13 protein-coding genes are annotated in these 14,768 nt (G+C 77.0%); 8 read left to right on the top strand and 5 right to left on the bottom strand.

Going from position 1 to position 14,768, the window contains the following annotated elements:
* Positions 1 to 6: 6 nt before the first annotated feature.
* Positions 7 to 3,348, top strand: coding sequence for a hypothetical protein (locus AB2U05_RS02000; protein WP_369182223.1), 3,342 nt, complete (start codon positions 7 to 9; stop codon positions 3,346 to 3,348).
* The gene (locus AB2U05_RS01995; RefSeq protein WP_369182222.1) at positions 3,345 to 5,693 is read left to right on the top strand and encodes an ATP-binding protein; all 2,349 of its coding nucleotides are present in this window, start codon (positions 3,345 to 3,347) and stop codon (positions 5,691 to 5,693) included. The genes AB2U05_RS02000 and AB2U05_RS01995 overlap by 4 nt, the downstream gene beginning before the upstream one ends.
* A 29-nt stretch (positions 5,694 to 5,722) precedes the next feature.
* Here AB2U05_RS01995 and AB2U05_RS01990 read toward each other — a convergent pair whose 3' ends face one another.
* Positions 5,723 to 6,493 (bottom strand): alpha/beta hydrolase, encoded by a 771-nt coding sequence (locus AB2U05_RS01990; protein WP_369182221.1) that lies wholly within the window; start codon positions 6,491 to 6,493, stop codon positions 5,723 to 5,725.
* A 207-nt stretch (positions 6,494 to 6,700) separates the two neighbouring features.
* Between AB2U05_RS01990 and AB2U05_RS01985 the strand changes: the two genes are divergently transcribed.
* Positions 6,701 to 7,510 (top strand): hypothetical protein, encoded by an 810-nt coding sequence (locus tag AB2U05_RS01985; RefSeq protein WP_045696577.1) that lies wholly within the window; start codon positions 6,701 to 6,703, stop codon positions 7,508 to 7,510.
* 21 nt (positions 7,511 to 7,531) lie between these two features.
* On the opposite strand, the gene AB2U05_RS01980 is transcribed toward AB2U05_RS01985, so the two are convergent.
* Entirely contained in the window at positions 7,532 to 7,885 is a 354-nt protein-coding gene (locus AB2U05_RS01980; RefSeq protein ID WP_045696477.1) for a DUF6401 family natural product biosynthesis protein, read from the bottom strand.
* Between the two features lie 153 nt (positions 7,886 to 8,038).
* Between AB2U05_RS01980 and AB2U05_RS01975 the strand changes: the two genes are divergently transcribed.
* The 5 genes from AB2U05_RS01975 to AB2U05_RS01955 all read left to right on the top strand — a co-directional run bounded on the left by AB2U05_RS01975 (position 8,039) and on the right by AB2U05_RS01955 (position 12,227).
* Complete coding sequence (locus AB2U05_RS01975; protein WP_045696478.1) at positions 8,039 to 8,965, top strand: LLM class F420-dependent oxidoreductase; 927 nt, start codon at positions 8,039 to 8,041, stop codon at positions 8,963 to 8,965.
* 203 nt (positions 8,966 to 9,168) lie between these two features.
* The gene (locus tag AB2U05_RS01970; protein WP_369185875.1) at positions 9,169 to 9,717 is read left to right on the top strand and encodes an AAA family ATPase; all 549 of its coding nucleotides are present in this window, start codon (positions 9,169 to 9,171) and stop codon (positions 9,715 to 9,717) included.
* Positions 9,718 to 9,833: 116 nt separating this feature from the next.
* Positions 9,834 to 10,844, top strand: a complete 1,011-nt coding sequence (locus tag AB2U05_RS01965) for a zinc metalloprotease (protein ID WP_369182220.1) — start codon at positions 9,834 to 9,836, stop codon at positions 10,842 to 10,844.
* Positions 10,845 to 10,887: 43 nt separating this feature from the next.
* Entirely contained in the window at positions 10,888 to 11,337 is a 450-nt protein-coding gene (locus AB2U05_RS01960) for a universal stress protein (protein WP_045711580.1), read from the top strand.
* A gap of 47 nt (positions 11,338 to 11,384) precedes the next feature.
* Positions 11,385 to 12,227: a DNA-formamidopyrimidine glycosylase family protein gene (locus AB2U05_RS01955; protein ID WP_369182219.1), complete on the top strand. Its 843-nt coding sequence runs from the start codon at positions 11,385 to 11,387 to the stop codon at positions 12,225 to 12,227.
* Between the two features lie 42 nt (positions 12,228 to 12,269).
* Here AB2U05_RS01955 and AB2U05_RS01950 read toward each other — a convergent pair whose 3' ends face one another.
* Genes AB2U05_RS01950 through AB2U05_RS01940 form a run of 3 tightly spaced genes read right to left on the bottom strand, consistent with a single transcriptional unit; the run spans position 12,270 to position 14,683 of the window.
* Positions 12,270 to 12,644 carry a bleomycin resistance protein gene (locus tag AB2U05_RS01950; protein ID WP_369182218.1) on the bottom strand — a complete coding sequence of 125 codons (375 nt, stop codon included), beginning with the start codon at positions 12,642 to 12,644 and terminating at the stop codon, positions 12,270 to 12,272.
* Positions 12,645 to 12,674: 30 nt separating this feature from the next.
* Positions 12,675 to 13,325 carry a uridine kinase gene (locus tag AB2U05_RS01945; RefSeq protein ID WP_369182217.1) on the bottom strand — a complete coding sequence of 217 codons (651 nt, stop codon included), beginning with the start codon at positions 13,323 to 13,325 and terminating at the stop codon, positions 12,675 to 12,677.
* Positions 13,325 to 14,683, bottom strand: a complete 1,359-nt coding sequence (locus AB2U05_RS01940) for a PQQ-binding-like beta-propeller repeat protein (RefSeq protein ID WP_045711578.1) — start codon at positions 14,681 to 14,683, stop codon at positions 13,325 to 13,327. The genes AB2U05_RS01945 and AB2U05_RS01940 overlap by 1 nt, the downstream gene beginning before the upstream one ends.
* Positions 14,684 to 14,768: the final 85 nt, after the last annotated feature.

The following is a 14,768-nucleotide window of genomic DNA, read 5'->3' as shown; positions in this document are numbered from 1 at the left end:
GCAGCGATGAACGGAACCGCCCAACTCGCCGTCCCCTGCCGCCTGGTGGCGCTCAAGGTGCTGCTCGGCCCGGAGAGCGGCCTGACCACCCTGGAGGACCTGGTCGCCCGCGCCATCGCCGCCGGGCGCACCACCGTCGAGTCCCAGGTCGACCTGTTCCGGCTGCCCGAGCGGATCATCGTCGACGTGGTGCACAGCCTCTGGAGCAAGGGCCACATCCTGGTCCGCTTCGACAGCGGCGACCTCGAACTCGCGGACGGCGCCCGCGACATGCTCACCGAGGGCGGACTGCGCGACGCCGCCACCGTCCAGGAGACCCGGCGCTTCCTGTTCGAGCCGGTCACCGGCCAGCTGTTCCCCGAGTGGCGCGGCAAGCGCTTCGCCCCCGAGGGCAGCCTCGAACTTCCCGCGCACCAGGGCGTCACCGAGGCCGACCTGTCGGCCGGCGACCTGCTGGAGGCCGTCCAGGCGGCGATCCGCCACGACCGCCGCCGTCGGGGCTTTCGCCAGAACGTGCTCGACGTCGGCTTCGGCAGCCCGGTGCTGCGCCCGCCGGAGGAGCTGCGCTGGCTGTCCGTCCGGCTCGCGGTGCGCGTCGACACCGCCCGCGACGTGCTGTCCGTCACGCTCATCGACGACGAGCACATGTGGGGCATGCGCGCCCGCCAGCGGATGGCCGAGCACCTGGCCGGCCTCGCCGAGGAGCAGCCCGACCACGAGTTCGTCCGCAAGCTCAACGGCCGGGCCGACCGCGGCCTCGTCCCGGCCGAGACCCTGGACCGGCTGCTCGACCAGCTCCTCGCCCAGATCGCCACCCTGCCCGGCAAGCGGGTCGACCAGATCGACGAGGCCCAGCAGCGGCTGGAGCGGCTGGCCGCCGGAGTCGAGGAGCGGATCGTCGACGCCGACCGGGGCCGGGCGGGCGTCGTCCTGGTCGAGCGCGCCGCCGGCTACCTGTGGGCGGTGGAGGAGCTGATCCGCTCCGCCACCACCCAACTCGTCGTCTCCAGCCCGCTGATCCGCTACAGCACCCTCAACGCCCTGCTGCCCGCGCTCACCGACCGGCTCGCCAAGGGCGTCGGCCTGGTGCTGCTCTGGGGCCGCAGCGCCGCCGACACCCTGCCCACCCCGGTGCGCACCGCCCTCAACGAGCTCAAGGCCCGCTACCCCACCCAGGTGCTGTTCGAGGACCGCAGCGCGCAGACCGACGCCTGCCTGGTCGTCCAGGACGCCACCCGGGCGCTGTTCGGCTCGCAGAGCCCGCTGCACGCCGACCTCGCCAACGACCAGGGCGAGATCGGCGTGCTGGTCGAGCCCGCCGCGGACGGCCCCGCCGCCCCGCGCTGCGTGGCCGACGCCCTGCTGTGGGCCCGCAAGGCCTACCCCTTCGCGGCGGACGGCGCCCGCATCCAGCTCCAGCCGGACGGCGCCGAGGACGGCGCCGGCGCCCGACGCCGCGCCCGCGGCGCGAACGCGCCCGAGCCCTGGCCCACCCCCGACAAGAGCCTCGCCGACGAGGCGGCCGTGCGGCTGTGGGCGGAGAGCTGGGCCGAGTACCACACCGCGGTGCTCGACTCGCTGGCCCGCTCCACCGGCGGCACGCCCTCCGTCGAACTGGTCCGCGACAGCGCGCACCGCGACCTGATCTCCTCCGCGCTCACCACCCGCAGCCGGCGGCTGGCCGTCACCGACGACCGGATCGACCCGCGGGTGGCCAACGACCTGATGGCGCGGCGGGTGCGCGACGTCGCCGCGGGCGGCGCGAGCGTCCACCTCGTCCACCCGCAGACCCACGTCTCCGGCAAGATCGGCAAGGCCTTCGCCGAACTGCTCACCGCGCAGGAGGCCGGCATCCACGTCCAGCGCCGCCGGGCCGGCGTGCGCGCCGTGCTCAGCGACGACAGCGTGCTGCTCGGCAGCTTCTCCCCGCTCAGCGAGGGGCCCCGGGGCAACGCCGCCGGGCGGGTCGGGCAGGTCGGCATCCACGTGCGCGGCGTCGACTTCGCCGACGCCTTCGCGGCCGCCCTCGGCATCCCGCCCGGCCCCGGGCGCCCCGGCGTGCCGGCGCCCCGCCCGGGCGCCCCCGCCGCCCCGGGCCGGTCCCGGGCCGCGCGCAGCGTCGCCCTGCCGCTGCTGGAACAGGCCCGCCGGGCGGCCGGCCGGGACGGCTTCGCCAGCGTGATCGGCGAGCGGATCGGGGAGCTCGACGACCCGTGGGCCGTCCTCGACCGCTGGGAGAACGCGCGCGTCCCGGCCGCGGAGCTGCGCCGGGGCGTGGCCGTCGTGCTCGGCCGCGACGACGACGGCGCGATCGACGACGGAGCCGGAACCGGAGCCGGAGCCGGAGCCGGACCCGGCGTCGAGCCCGCACCAGAGCCCGCACCCGAGGCCGAGGACGGCGCCGAGGACGGCGCCGAGCCCGTCGTCCCGCCCCGGGAGCGCTGGACCGTCTGGCTGGTCGCCGACGCCTGGCGCCGGCGCGCCTTCGTCGAGGCCGCGGTCGTCGGCCGGCTGCTCACCGACCCGGCCGCCGCGGCCGCCTGCGCCGCCGCCACCGGGCTCGAAGTCGGCCCGTTGAAGGACCTGTTGGTCGACTCCGCGCTGATCCTCGCCGAGGGCGGGTCCCCGGCCCGCGCGGTCGGGGCCGTCGCCGGCATGGCCGAGACCCTGCTCTGGGGCGGCCCCGAGGGCAGCGAGGTGATCGGCATGCTCGCGGGCGCCCTGCCCGACCGGTGGCGCCGCCTCGCCGCCCTCGCCGCCGAGCGCGAACCCGGCCGCCCGCTGCCGATGAAGGCCTTCACCGCCGCCATGGCGCACGCCGCCGACCGGGCCGCCGCCGAGGCCGCCTGGGCCGACCTCGCCGGACAGATCGATCACATCGAACGGCTGCGCGGCCGCTTCGACTTCGACGCCGGGCAGGCCATGCACGACGGCCTGTTCGGGCCGCGCGGCCTGCTCGTCGACATCCGCGCCGCCGCCCGGGACGGGCAGCTGCGCCCCTCGCTGGAGCCGGCCCTGCCCCGCAACGTCCGCCGGCACCTGGACGAGCTGGTCGCGGCCGCGGGCAAGGCCCCGATCGCCTGGCGCAGCCAGCTCACCTTCCAGCGGCGGATCGAGTCGATCGTCCGCACCGCCCGGGAGCTCGCCGCCACCGAGGCCGAGTCCGAGGTCTCGCTCACCGCGCCCCAGGAACTCCAGTACTGCCGCCGGCTCGGCGCCGAACTGGCCACCTCCTGGGACGAGTTGTTCAGCGAGGCCGGCGGCGTCACCGAGCCCTACGGCCTGCCGATGATCGCCTTCCTGGAACGGCTGCGGCCGCTCTTCGACTGGTCACGGGAGCAGTGGTGATCGAATCGCTCGACCCGCACCTGGGTGAACTCCTGCGGCGCTGGCCGGGCCGCTTCCGCCACCGGGCGCTGCTCGTCGCCCTGCACGCGCCCGATCCGGCCGGGCCGCAGCTGCTCGCCCGGGCCCTGGTCGACGGCATCGCGGCCGAGGAGGACGAGCACCAGGTGTACGAGAACCTGCTCGCCGAGGGGCACTTCGCCCTCGCCGAGACCGTGCTCACCGACTGCGCCGCCCTGGACCGCGCCCGGCTGGACGACCTGAGCCGCCGCCTGGAGACCGTCCGGCTGCGCCGCCACGCCCAACTCCTGGCCCGGCTGGAGGAGTCCGCCCGGCGCGCCGACCTCGCCGGGATCGAGGCCCCGGTCGCCGACCGGGACGAACTCGCCGCCCGCTGCCGGGAGTCCTGGCCCGAGGCGGCCGCCGCGCTCACGGCGCTGGAGGACGAGCTGGCCGCGGGCGTCGCGGCCGGCCGGGCCGCGCTCACCGCCCGGCTGGCGGCGCTGCCCGACGCCGAGGAGGACTGGGCCGACGCCTGCCGCCGGCTGATCGAGGCCGGCCGGCTCCGGGCGGCGCGGAGCCTGCTGGAGCGCTCCGACGACGGGCGCGGCGGCCCGGCCACCGCGCCGCCGCTGCCCGAGTGGTCCTGGAAGGACGAACCGGCGGAGCTCCTGCGCTGGCACCTCGACCCGGCGACCCGCCGGGCGCCGTCCTTCGCCGGCTGGGCGGTCCGCCAGGGCTCGGCCGAGCACCGGCTGCTGGACGCCTACCAGTCGCTGCAACTGGCCGGCGGCGCCCAGCCGGCCGTCGACTTCGCCGCCGCGCTGGACGAGTTCCTGGGGGCGTCCCCGGGCGACGGGCCGCGCCCGCACACCGCTCATCCGGTCGAGGGCGGCCACCTCACCCGGCTGTTCGGCGTCTTCGCGGACGAGGACCTCGCCGCGTTCCGCCCGGCCGGGGACGTGGACCTGTTCGTCGCCGACCCCGGCACCCGGGCCGTCCCCGCCCTGCCCGGCCTCGCCCCCTTCCTCGCGGTCGGCTGGGGCCTCGACGGCCGCGGCTACGCCGGGCGCTCCCCGGCGGCCGTCCTCGACCTGCGCTCGCTGCTGCGGCTGGTCGCCGTGCGGCGGCGCCGGGCGGTCGGGCTGCTGCGGGTGGCCGGCCCGCAGTGGCCGCTGGCCGCGTTCACCGGCGGCCGGGTGTTCGCCGAGCCGAAGTCGTCCTGGCGCACGCTCTCCTGGATCGTCGACCTCAGCGGCCTCGGCGACCTCGGCACCGCCGCCTCGCTCGCCTTCGAGACCGGGCTGCACCCCGACCTGATCCGGCTCTTCCTCGACCACCTGCTGCGCTCGCCCCGCCGGCTGCCCGCCGACGCCGGCGCGCTGCCGCGCTGGACGGACGACGCGCAGCTCACCGCCGCCCTGCGCACCGCCGTCCTCGCCCCGGTCCGGGGCAACCCGGCCGCCGAGGCCGCGTTCTGGGCGGCGCTGTCGCTGCGCACCGGCGACGCGCCGGTCAGCGTCAACGAGATGATGCGGGAGATCGCCCTGGTCTCCGGGCGGGTCGATCCGGTGCGGGAGGCCGACCTGTGGGCCGGCGCCGCCCGGCTGGCGGCCCTGCCGGTCGTGCGGGAGGTCACCCCGGCCGGTGTGCTGCTCGACGACAACGGCGTCCTGATCGGGCTCGCCGCCGACGCCGGGAAGCACCTCGCCGAGGCCCTGGAACGCCTCGCCGTCGAGTCCCCCGGCCAGGACCGCCCGGCGCTCGACGCGTGGGCGCTGCACCGCCACCTGCTCACCCCCGGCCTGGCCGCCTACCGCGCCGACCCCGGCCCCGAGCGCGCCCGCGCCCTCGCCGAGGAGACCGGCGCGCTGCCGCTCGACGGCCTGCCGCTCGGCGGCGAGGCCGACCTGCTCGGCGTGCTCGGCCGGATGCGCCCGGCCTTCGAAACCGCCCACCCCGGCGTCGAGTTGACCCTCGCCGTGCCCGCCGGGACGGTCGCCGCCGTGCACGCCGACGTGCTCCGGGTGCTGCTGTACGAACTGCTCGGCAACGCCGCCGAGGCCCTGGGCGCCAGCGGCGGCTCGGTCAGCCTGCGGGCCGAGTCGGCCCAGGGGGACGTCACCGTCGAGGTGCAGGACAGCGGCCCCGGCATCGCCGACACCGCCGGCGGCCACCGGATCTTCCGCCGCGGCTTCTCCACCCGCGGCCCCGGCCGCGGCGACGGCCTGCACCGTGCCCGCACCCTGGCCCAGCGGGCGGACGGCGACCTGCTGCTCGCGGCCCGCCAGGGCCTTCACCCGGTGCTGCGGGGCGCGCACTTCACGCTGGTGCTGCCGATGGTCTGAGGCGGACGGCCCCGAGGCACGGCCCGCCGCTACCGGCCCGCCGCCGGGCGGGGCTGGCGGGGGAGGGCCAGGGTGAGCGCCTCGGGCGAGCCGGCCGGCAGGGCCAGCGCGGAGGCCGTCTCGGCGGGAAACGGGCGCAGGCCCAGGAGCGCGGTGGTGAGGCGGGCGGTGGCGCGGTGCCAGTCGGGGATCCGCTGGAGCATGGCGTGGCCGCTGCCGGTGACGGTGTAGCCGCAGACCCGGGCGCCGGCGGCCCGGCTGCGGGCGGCGAAGGCGCGGGTGTCGGCGGGCGGGGTGACGCTGTCGCGGTCGCCGTGCAGCAGCAGCACGTCGCGTCCGGCGAGCTGCTCGCACGGGTCCTCCGGCGGGCACCAGGGGGCGAGCGCGACCAGCCCGGTGACGGTCTCGTGCCCGCCGGCCCGCAGCGCGGCGCGGCCGCCCATCGAGTGCCCGACCAGGACGGTCGGCACCGGGCCGAGCTGTTCGGCGAGCTCGTCGAGCGCGGCGATGGTGTCGCGGGCGGCGTCGGCCCGCTCCCCGTTCCAGCCGCGGTGCCGGTAGCGGACGGTGCCCACGGCGACGCCCGCGGCGGCGGCCTCGCGGGCGAGCGGACGCAGGAAGCCGCGCATCCGCAGCAGCGGCAGGTTGACCGGGCCGGGCCGGGCGAGATTGTGCTCCTCGCCGCCGTGCAGCAGCAGGACGGCGGCCACGGGCCGCTCGGGCAGGGTCCGCCACCGCAACGGCCGGTGGCCGCCGGCCCCGCCGCGCGCCGTGCCGCTGTCCGCCTCGCTGATGCTCACCCTCGGTCCCCTCCGCCCGGCCGCCGTGTGGCCGGACTTGCCGGAACTGCCACTCTACGCGGGCGGACGGCGGCGCCGTTCACCCGAGGGAACCATCCCGGTCACCGGCCGCGCGCGGCCCGTACGGGCTGCTGCTATCCACGAAGGGTGGGGGGCCACCCGGCGCCGCCGTTCCGCTCGGCGCCGTGTCACCGAGTGGAGGACTCCGTGGCTCAGCACCTCGCACTGTCCGTGGACTTCGGATCGGGCTTCACCAACGCCTGGTCCAAGGTCGCGAAGATCATTCCGCAGTTCCTCGCCTTCCTGGCGATCCTGGTCATCGGCTGGTTCGTGGCGAAGGCGATCGCCCGGCTGCTGGACCGCGTGCTGCGCCGGATGGGCTCGGAGCGGGTCGCCGCACGGGCCGGCATCGACCGCTACCTGAGCGGGTCCAGCTACGACCTGACCGGCATCGTCTGCAAGGTCGTCTACTACGCGGTGCTGCTGATGGCGCTGCAACTGGCGTTCGGCGTCTTCGGCCCGAACCCGATCAGCGTGATGATCCACAGCATCGTGGCCTGGCTGCCCCGGGGCATCGTCGCCGTCGTGATCCTGGTGGTCGCGATGGCCATCGCCAACGGCGTGCGCGACATCGTCCGCAACGCGCTGTCCGGCGCCGCGTACGGCCGCACCGTCTCCACCCTGGTCTGGGGCTTCATCGTGGCGCTCGGCGTGATCGCGGCGCTCGGCCAGGCCGGGATCGCCACCGCGATCACCGGCCCGGTGCTGATCGCGGCGCTGGCGTCCGTCGCGGGCGTGCTGGTGGTCGGCGTCGGCGGCGGCCTGATCATGCCGATGCGCCAGCGCTGGGAGCGCTGGCTGGACGGCGCCGAGCGGGAGACCGCCCGGCTGCGCGGCAGCGCCTACCAGGCCGGCCGGGCCGACGCCATGGCCAACCAGCCGGTCCGCCCGACCACCCAGACCGGCCCCGGCAGCTCGCCGGCCCCAGGCATCGAGGGCGGCGACCGGCCGATGTGACGGGCCGCGGCCCGTCACGTCTCAGACGGCCAGCAGGCCCTGCTCGCGCACCAGCCAGCAGATCGCGGTCAGCCGGAGCACGGCGTAGTCGTGGCCGACCGGTTCCCGCCAGCCGATCTCGGCGAGCGCGTCCAGGAAGCCCAGCGCGTAGTCCGACAGTTCCTCACGGTCCAGGGGCCGGGGCGCGAGCTCCGGCCCCTGCGCGTACAGCAGCTCGCGCAGCATCGCGACGTGCTGGTCGACGGCCGCGACGAAGCCCGGCTCGAAGGCGAACTCGGCCAGCCGGGGCGTGAAGGCGGCCACGATGCCGGGCAGCGGGCAGCCGGACGGCTCGTCGGGGGAGCGCCGGAAGGACTCGTCGGGGATCGCGAACATCCGTCCACGGTAGGCGAGCCGGGCCCGCGGACCGCAGGGTCGTGACGGTTCCGTGCTGAGACCTTGGCCACCCCGGGGCGGGTCCGCGCACGTTCCCCGGTTCGGCCGGATCCGGGCGGGGAACGGCGGACGGTCCGTACCAGAATGGTCCGCATGGATCTTCGAGTCTTCACCGAACCCCAGCAGGGCGCGAGCTACGACACCCTCCTCAGGGTGGCCCGCGCCACCGAGGAGCTGGGCGCCTTCAGCGCCTTCTTCCGCTCCGACCACTACCTGAAGATGGGCGGCGTCGACGGCCTGCCCGGCCCCACCGACGCCTGGATCACGCTGGCCGGGCTCGCCCGCGAGACCAGCACCATCCGGCTCGGCACCCTGATGACCGCCGCCACCTTCCGGCTGCCCGGCGTCACCGCGATCCAGGTCGCCCAGGTCGACGCGATGAGCGGCGGCCGGGTCGAGTTCGGCCTCGGCGCCGGCTGGTACGGGGACGAGCACACCGCCTACGGCATCCCCTTCCCCAAGGCGCGGTTCGGCCGGCTGGAGGAGCAGCTGGCGATCATCACCGGCCTGTGGAACACCAAGCTCGGCGACACCTTCGACTTCGCCGGCGAGTACTACACGCTGACCGACTCGCCCGCGCTGCCCAAGCCCGCCCAGGACCACATCCCGGTGCTCGTCGGCGGCCTCGGCGCCCGGCGCACCCCGGCGCTGGCCGCGCGCTTCGCCGACGAGTTCAACCTGCCGTTCGCGTCCGCCGAGGACAGCGCCGTCCAGTTCGGCCGGGTGAAGGCCGCCGTCGAGCAGGCCGGCCGCCGGGCCGACGACCTGGTCTACTCCAACGCCCTGGTCGCCTGCGTCGGCCGCGACGACGCCGAGGTGGCCCGCCGGGCCGCCGTCATCGGCCGCGACGTGGACGAACTGAAGGCCAACGGCCTGGCCGGCACCCCGGCCGAGGTCGCGGAGAAGATCGCCCGGTACGCGGCGGTCGGCACCGAGCGGATCTACCTGCAGATCCTCGACCTGCACGACCTCGACCACCTGGAGCTGATCGCCACCCAGCTCGCCCCGCAGCTGCCGTAGGGGTCTGCGCCCCTGCCGTCTGACCTCGGGTCTTTACTCGGCCTTGGGAATGCGCGATGCTCCCGGGAGGGAGAACGGCAGGGGGAGCGAGGGTGACCGGGACGGGAACGGCGCGGGCGGCGGTGCCCCGGGTGCCGCCGCCCCGCGCCGCGGACGGGCGCACGGGGTTCGAGGGGCGGGTCGTCCGGGCCGGCCGGCACGAGCTGCGCGGACCGGGCCCGGGCGCCCTGCACTACCCGGCGGGCGACCTGCTGGTGGTCACCGGTCTGCCCGGCAGCGGCAAGAGCACCCTGATGCGCCGCTGCGTGCGCGCGCCGCTGGTCGACTCCCAGCTGGTCCGCGAGGAGTACGCGGCGCGCCTGCCCGCCCGCCTCCCGTACGCGCTCTACCGGCCGCTCGCCCGGCTCGCGCACTACCGGCGGCTGCGCCGGGCCGTCCTGGACGGCGGGCCGCTCGCCGTGCACGACTGCGGCACGCTGCCGTTCGTCCGGGCCTGGCTCGCCCGGACCGCCGCCCGGCAGGGCCGCCGGGTGCACCTGCTGGTGCTCGACGTCGGGCCCGCCGAGGCGCGGGACGGGCAGCGCCGGCGCGGGCGCGGCGTCTCCCGCTACGCCTTCGCCCGGCACCGGGCCGCGGCGGCCCGGTTGCTGCGGGCGGCGGCCGCGGAGCCGCCGGCCGGCTGTGCGTCGGCCGTGGTACTCGACCGGGCCGCCGCGCGCGCCCTGCGGGAGATCGACTTCTCGACGTCGTAGTCTCGGCGGGTCCGCGGCCCCGGGGGCCCGCGCCGAGCGCCGCCGAGTGCCGCCGGGCGGGACCGGGGTGCGGCCGATCCTCCGTCGGATTCCCCGTCTCCTCGTCAGGAGCGCAGATGCGCCGTACTCCCCGGGTGCGCCCGCGTGCCACCCGTGCCACCCGTCTGTTCCCCTGCGCCGCCGCGCTGGTCGCCGCGGCCGGCCTGAGCCAGTTCGCCGCGCCGGCCGCGCCCCACGCGGCCGCGGCGACCGCGGCGGCGGTCTGCGACGGCACCGGCGCGGATGCCGCCGATGCCGCGGACGCCGCCGACGCCGGCGCGCGGAAGCCGGCCGGCGGGCCGTCCGGGAAGGACCCGAACGCGGTGGACGCCACCCGGGCCCGGGCCATGCAGGCCGACCTCGACGAACGGCTGGCCCGGCTCGGCTCCGCCCACGTCCCGCTCGCCGCCGTGCCGACCACCGTCCCGGTGTACGTCCACGTGATCCACTCCGGGGAGGCCGGCCGGCTCGCCCAGGGCGCCGTCGACGCCCAGATCGACCATCTGAACGCCACCTACGGCGGCCAGGGCGAGGGCAACACCGACACCCGCTTCCACTTCGAACTGGCCAGCATCGACTGGACCGACAACGCCGGCTGGTACAACGGCGTCACCCCCGGCTCGGCGGCCGAGAAGGCGATGAAGCAGGCCCTGCACCGGGGCGACCAGGGCACCCTCAACCTCTACACCGCCCACCTCGGCCAGTCCCTGCTCGGCTGGGCGACCTTCCCGAACGCCTACCGCTCCGACCCGGCCGACGACGGCGTCGTCGTGCTCGACGCCTCGCTGCCCGGCGGCTCCGCCACCCACTACGACCAGGGCAACACCGCCACCCACGAGACCGGCCACTGGCTCGGCCTCTTCCACACCTTCCAGGGCGGCTGCCTGGGCCCGGGCGACTACGTCGACGACACCCCGCCCGAGCGCAGCGCCGCCTACGGCTGCCCCGAGGGCCGCCACACCTGCGCCGGGCCCGGCCTCGACCCGATCCACAACTTCATGGACTACAGCTACGACTCCTGCATGACCCAGTTCACCCCGGGCCAGGCGCAGCGGATGGCGAACGCCTGGGCGGCGTACCGGAGCTGATCCCGGGCCGGGCCATGGGGGACCACTCGAAGGAGAACACGCAATGAGCACCGACCCCCGGATCGTCGTCGGCGTGGACGGCTCGCCCGCCTCGGAGCAGGCACTGCGCTGGGCGATCGACTACGCGCGGGCCGTCCACGGCACCGTCCACGCCGTCGCCGCGTGGGAGTACCCGGCCTTCTACGGCTGGAGCGGGCCGAGCGTCGTGCCCGCCGAGGCCTTCAACCCCGAGGAACTGGCCCGCCAGGCCCTCGCCGAGAGCATCGCCAAGGTCGCCGGCGAGGACCCGGGCGTGCGCATCACCCGGAGCGTGGTGCCCGGCAACGCCGTCCAGGCCCTGCTGGAGGCCGCCCGCGGCGCCGCGCTGCTGGTCGTCGGCAGCCGCGGCCTCGGCGGCTTCTCCGGCGTGCTGCTCGGCTCGGTCAGCCGCCACCTCGTCGAGCACGCGCCCTGCCCCGTCACCGTCGTGCGGGAGGGCCAGGCCGCCGAGTAGCCGACCCTGGTGGCACGCCGGGCCGCCGCGCGGTGGAGGATGGAGACATGCCAGAAGGTGACTCCGTCTACCGCGCGGCGGCCCGGCTGCGCGAGGCCCTCGCCGGGCAGCCGCTGACCCACGCCGAGCTCCGCGTCCCCGCGCACGCCACGGCCGCCCTCGCCGGCCGGCGGGTGCTCGACGTCACCCCGCGCGGCAAGCACCTGCTGACCCGCCTCGAAGGCGGCCTCACCCTGCACACCCACCTGCGGATGGACGGCCGCTGGGAGGTCTACCGCCCCGGCGAGCGCTGGACCGGCGGCCCCGCCCACCAGATCCGCGTCGTCCTCGGCACCGTCCGGGGCACCGCGATCGGCTACCGGATGCCCGTCGTCGAACTGCTGCGCACCGCCGACGAGCAGCGGATCGTCGGCCACCTCGGCCCCGACCTGCTCGGCCCCGACTGGGACCCGGCCGAGGCCGTCCGCCGCCTGCTCGCCCGCCCAGCGCGCCCGCTCGTCGAAGCCCTGCTCGACCAGCGCAACCTCGCCGGGATCGGCAACGTCTACGCCAACGAGCTGTGCTTCGTCGCCGGCGTCACGCCGTGGACCGAGGTCGGCGAACTCCCGCACCCCGACCGGCTGGTGGAGCGCGCCAGGGCGATGCTGGAGGCGAACAAGCTGCGCCCCGGGCACGTCACCACCGGCGACACCCGGCCCGGCTACCAGCACTGGGTCTACGGCCGCGCCGGGCGGCCCTGCCCGCGCTGCGTCACACCGGTCCTGACGGGCCGCCAGGGGGTGGCCCCGCGGGACCGGGCGGTGTTCTGGTGCCCGTTCTGCCAGCGCGGGCCGGCCCCGGCGGGTGCGGCCGGCCGGCCGTCGCGCGGCGGCGCGGGGCGCCGCCCCTGACGAGCCGGCGAGCCGCGGCCGTTGTCCTGGTCGCGGTCGTGGTCACGGCCGCGACGGACTGCCGATCCGCAGCAGGTTCCCGCTGCGGTCCACGAGGGCGAACTCCCGCATGCGGTACGGGGTGTCGGTCGGCTCCGTCAGACGGCTGCCGGTGGCTTCGTCGGCGGGGACGCCGATCCGGGCCCACGCCCGGTGGAGGGCGTCCGCGTCCTCCACGTGGACGTAGCAGCTGCCGGCCGTGGCCAGCGGGTCCACCCGGGGGTCGTACCGGAAGTGCAGTTCCACGGACCCGCGGGCCACGATCGCGTAGCCGTCCGCGAGCCAGGTGCCGCGGGGCTCGAAGCCCAGGCGGCCGTAGAAGGCGAGCGTCTCGTCCAGGTCCCGACTCGGCAGGACGGGCACCGCGTGTTCGTTCACCCGGCCCACCGTAGCGGGCCGGTGGGCTCCCTACGGCCGCTCGACCAGGGCCGGGTGGCGCGGGTCGTCCATCCGGACGGTGAGGTCGGCGGCCTCCGCGGGGGCGGTCTCCGCCTCGTAGCGGGCGAAGGCGGGCAGGGTCCACTGCTGGTCGGCGGGGGTGCGGCGGGCCAGCGCGGCCGGGGTGAGCGCCAGGTGGACGGTCAGCTCCAGCGGCAGCCAGCGGCCGAGCAGCAGCGGGCCGTCGAGCAACAGCACGCCGCCGGGCGGGAGTTGGTGGTACGCGGCGCGGGTCGAGCGGTCGGTGACCGGGTCGCGCAGCGTGGGCAGCACCCGGCCGGTGCCGCCCGGCTCCAGCGGGTCCAGCACCTCGCGCAGCAGGGCGCCGTCGTCGAGCCACAGGTCGTGGAAGGCGTCCGCGTCGTGGTGGCCGTACTCCAGCCGGATCGAGGCCGGGCGCAGGAAGTCGGCCGCCGACACCCGGAAGGACGGGCGGCCGCGCAGCCGCAGTGGCTCCACCAGGGCGTCGGCCAGCGCGCCGGGCCGGGCGGGCCCGGCGCCGTCCACCGCCACCCGCAGCCACCGCTGCCCGGCGCCGGGCAGGCCTGCTTCGGGCAGCCCGGCGATCCGCTCGGCGAGCAGCTCGACCAGTCGGTCGGGGGAGATCGGGCGGACCCGCATCAGGCCGTGCCGCCCGTCCCGGAGCCGCCCTCGTGCAGGGGGAGGGCGTGCAGCACGTCGTCGTGGCCCGCGTAGAGGCGGTCGGCGTCGGCGGCGAGGGTCCAGACGTCCCGGCCGGGGCCGGAGTCGCGGAAGTTCCAGCGCAGCCGGCCGTTCGCGGTGTCCACCGCGCAGACCCCGCCGGCCGCCGGGCCGGGGACGAACAGGGTGCCGCCGGCGACCACCGGGTGGCTGCGCCGGTCCAGCAGGAACGGCATCCGGCAGCTCCAGCGCAGCGCGCCGGTGGCCGCGTCGTGCGCGGTGACCACGCCGTTGTCGCGCGGCAGGTAGAGCTGCCCGCCGTCCGGGACGGGCGGCATCGACTGCCAGGACTCGCCCCGCGCCGGGCCGTACGTCCAGACCTGCTCACCGGTGGGGCTCAGCGCGCGGATCCCGCCGGTGCCGTCCTGGAGGAGGAAGTGCTTCGGGCCGGCGCTGCACCAGCCCGAGCCCGGGGAGCTCCACAGCTCCCGGCCGTCCGCGGCGTCCCGGACCACCAGCTGGGTGCGCTCGCCGAGGCCGCGCGAGCAGGCCACCCGGCCGCCGTCGGCCGGGCTCACGGCGACGATCTGCTCGTCGTCCGTGGTGCGGACGGTCCACAGCAGCGCGCGGTCGGCGAGGCGCAGCGCGAAGAGGCGGTCCACGGACGGTTCGTTGCCGCGGTAGGGGCCCCAGGCGTAGCCGTACAGCACGCCGTCCGCGCAGACGGACAGCCCGGGGCCGCCCAGGCCGCCGCTCTGCCCGTCGGCCAGCTCCTCCGGCAGCGGCAGGCTCCAGTCGCCGGCCGGGTCGGTGAGGTGGCGGGCGTCGAGGTGGCCGGGGGAGGTGAGGGTGAAGAGGTGCTGCGGGCCGAGCAGGACTTTGGGGCGCGGCGTGACGTCGCTCGGCCAGCCCGGCTGCGGCGGCGGGTCGAAGACCACCAGCCGGGCGGCGCCGCCGGTGGCCGGGTCCAGCACCTGCAGGCCGGCCTTGGACAGGTAGAGCGGGCGCTCCGGCGGGCGGGGCAGCCGCTCGGGGGTCATCGGCTCGGCGCCCCGGTACGTCCACAGCGGCGTCGGGCCGGACAGCGCGGTCGGCTGCGGCTTCGTCGGCGCGGGCGCGGGGCCGTCCGGCTCGGCGGCCGCACGGGTCAGGGCCCACACGGCCGCGCCGGCCGCCAGCGCCCCGGCCCCGAGCAGCAGCCTGCGGCGGGTGGGCCGCGGCCGGTCGTCGCCGATCACGTCCCCGGGCTCGCCGCCGCCGGTGCCGTCCACCTCGGCCTCCCACTGCCACGCCGCGTCCTGATCCTGCGCGGGCCCTCCGGACGACGGCGACTGCATACCGGTTCTCGCTTCCCCCATGGGCGACCCGAACCGCCGCCCCTCGCCGGCCGAGGATATCGAACGGCCGCGAACCACCCGAAAC

It is taken from the genome of Streptomyces sp. Y1 (assembly GCF_041053115.1).
In the GTDB taxonomy this organism is placed as follows: domain Bacteria; phylum Actinomycetota; class Actinomycetes; order Streptomycetales; family Streptomycetaceae; genus Kitasatospora; species Kitasatospora rubellomurina.
The sequence above is the reverse complement of the archived record's forward strand: the minus strand, read 5'-3'. Positions and strand labels throughout refer to the sequence as shown.

What these genes read in the sequence shown, in the direction of transcription:
- AB2U05_RS02000 (WP_369182223.1), top strand. Translation starts at nt 7, where the DNA reads ATGAACGGAACCGCCCAACTCGCCGTCCCCTGCCGCCTGGTGGCGCTC.
- AB2U05_RS01980 (WP_045696477.1), bottom strand. Translation starts at nt 7,885, where the DNA reads ATGTTCGCGATCCCCGACGAGTCCTTCCGGCGCTCCCCCGACGAGCCG.
- AB2U05_RS01975 (WP_045696478.1), top strand. Translation starts at nt 8,039, where the DNA reads ATGGATCTTCGAGTCTTCACCGAACCCCAGCAGGGCGCGAGCTACGAC.
- AB2U05_RS01965 (WP_369182220.1), top strand. Translation starts at nt 9,834, where the DNA reads ATGCGCCGTACTCCCCGGGTGCGCCCGCGTGCCACCCGTGCCACCCGT.
- AB2U05_RS01960 (WP_045711580.1), top strand. Translation starts at nt 10,888, where the DNA reads ATGAGCACCGACCCCCGGATCGTCGTCGGCGTGGACGGCTCGCCCGCC.
- AB2U05_RS01955 (WP_369182219.1), top strand. Translation starts at nt 11,385, where the DNA reads ATGCCAGAAGGTGACTCCGTCTACCGCGCGGCGGCCCGGCTGCGCGAG.
- AB2U05_RS01945 (WP_369182217.1), bottom strand. Translation starts at nt 13,325, where the DNA reads ATGCGGGTCCGCCCGATCTCCCCCGACCGACTGGTCGAGCTGCTCGCC.
- AB2U05_RS01940 (WP_045711578.1), bottom strand. Translation starts at nt 14,683, where the DNA reads ATGCAGTCGCCGTCGTCCGGAGGGCCCGCGCAGGATCAGGACGCGGCG.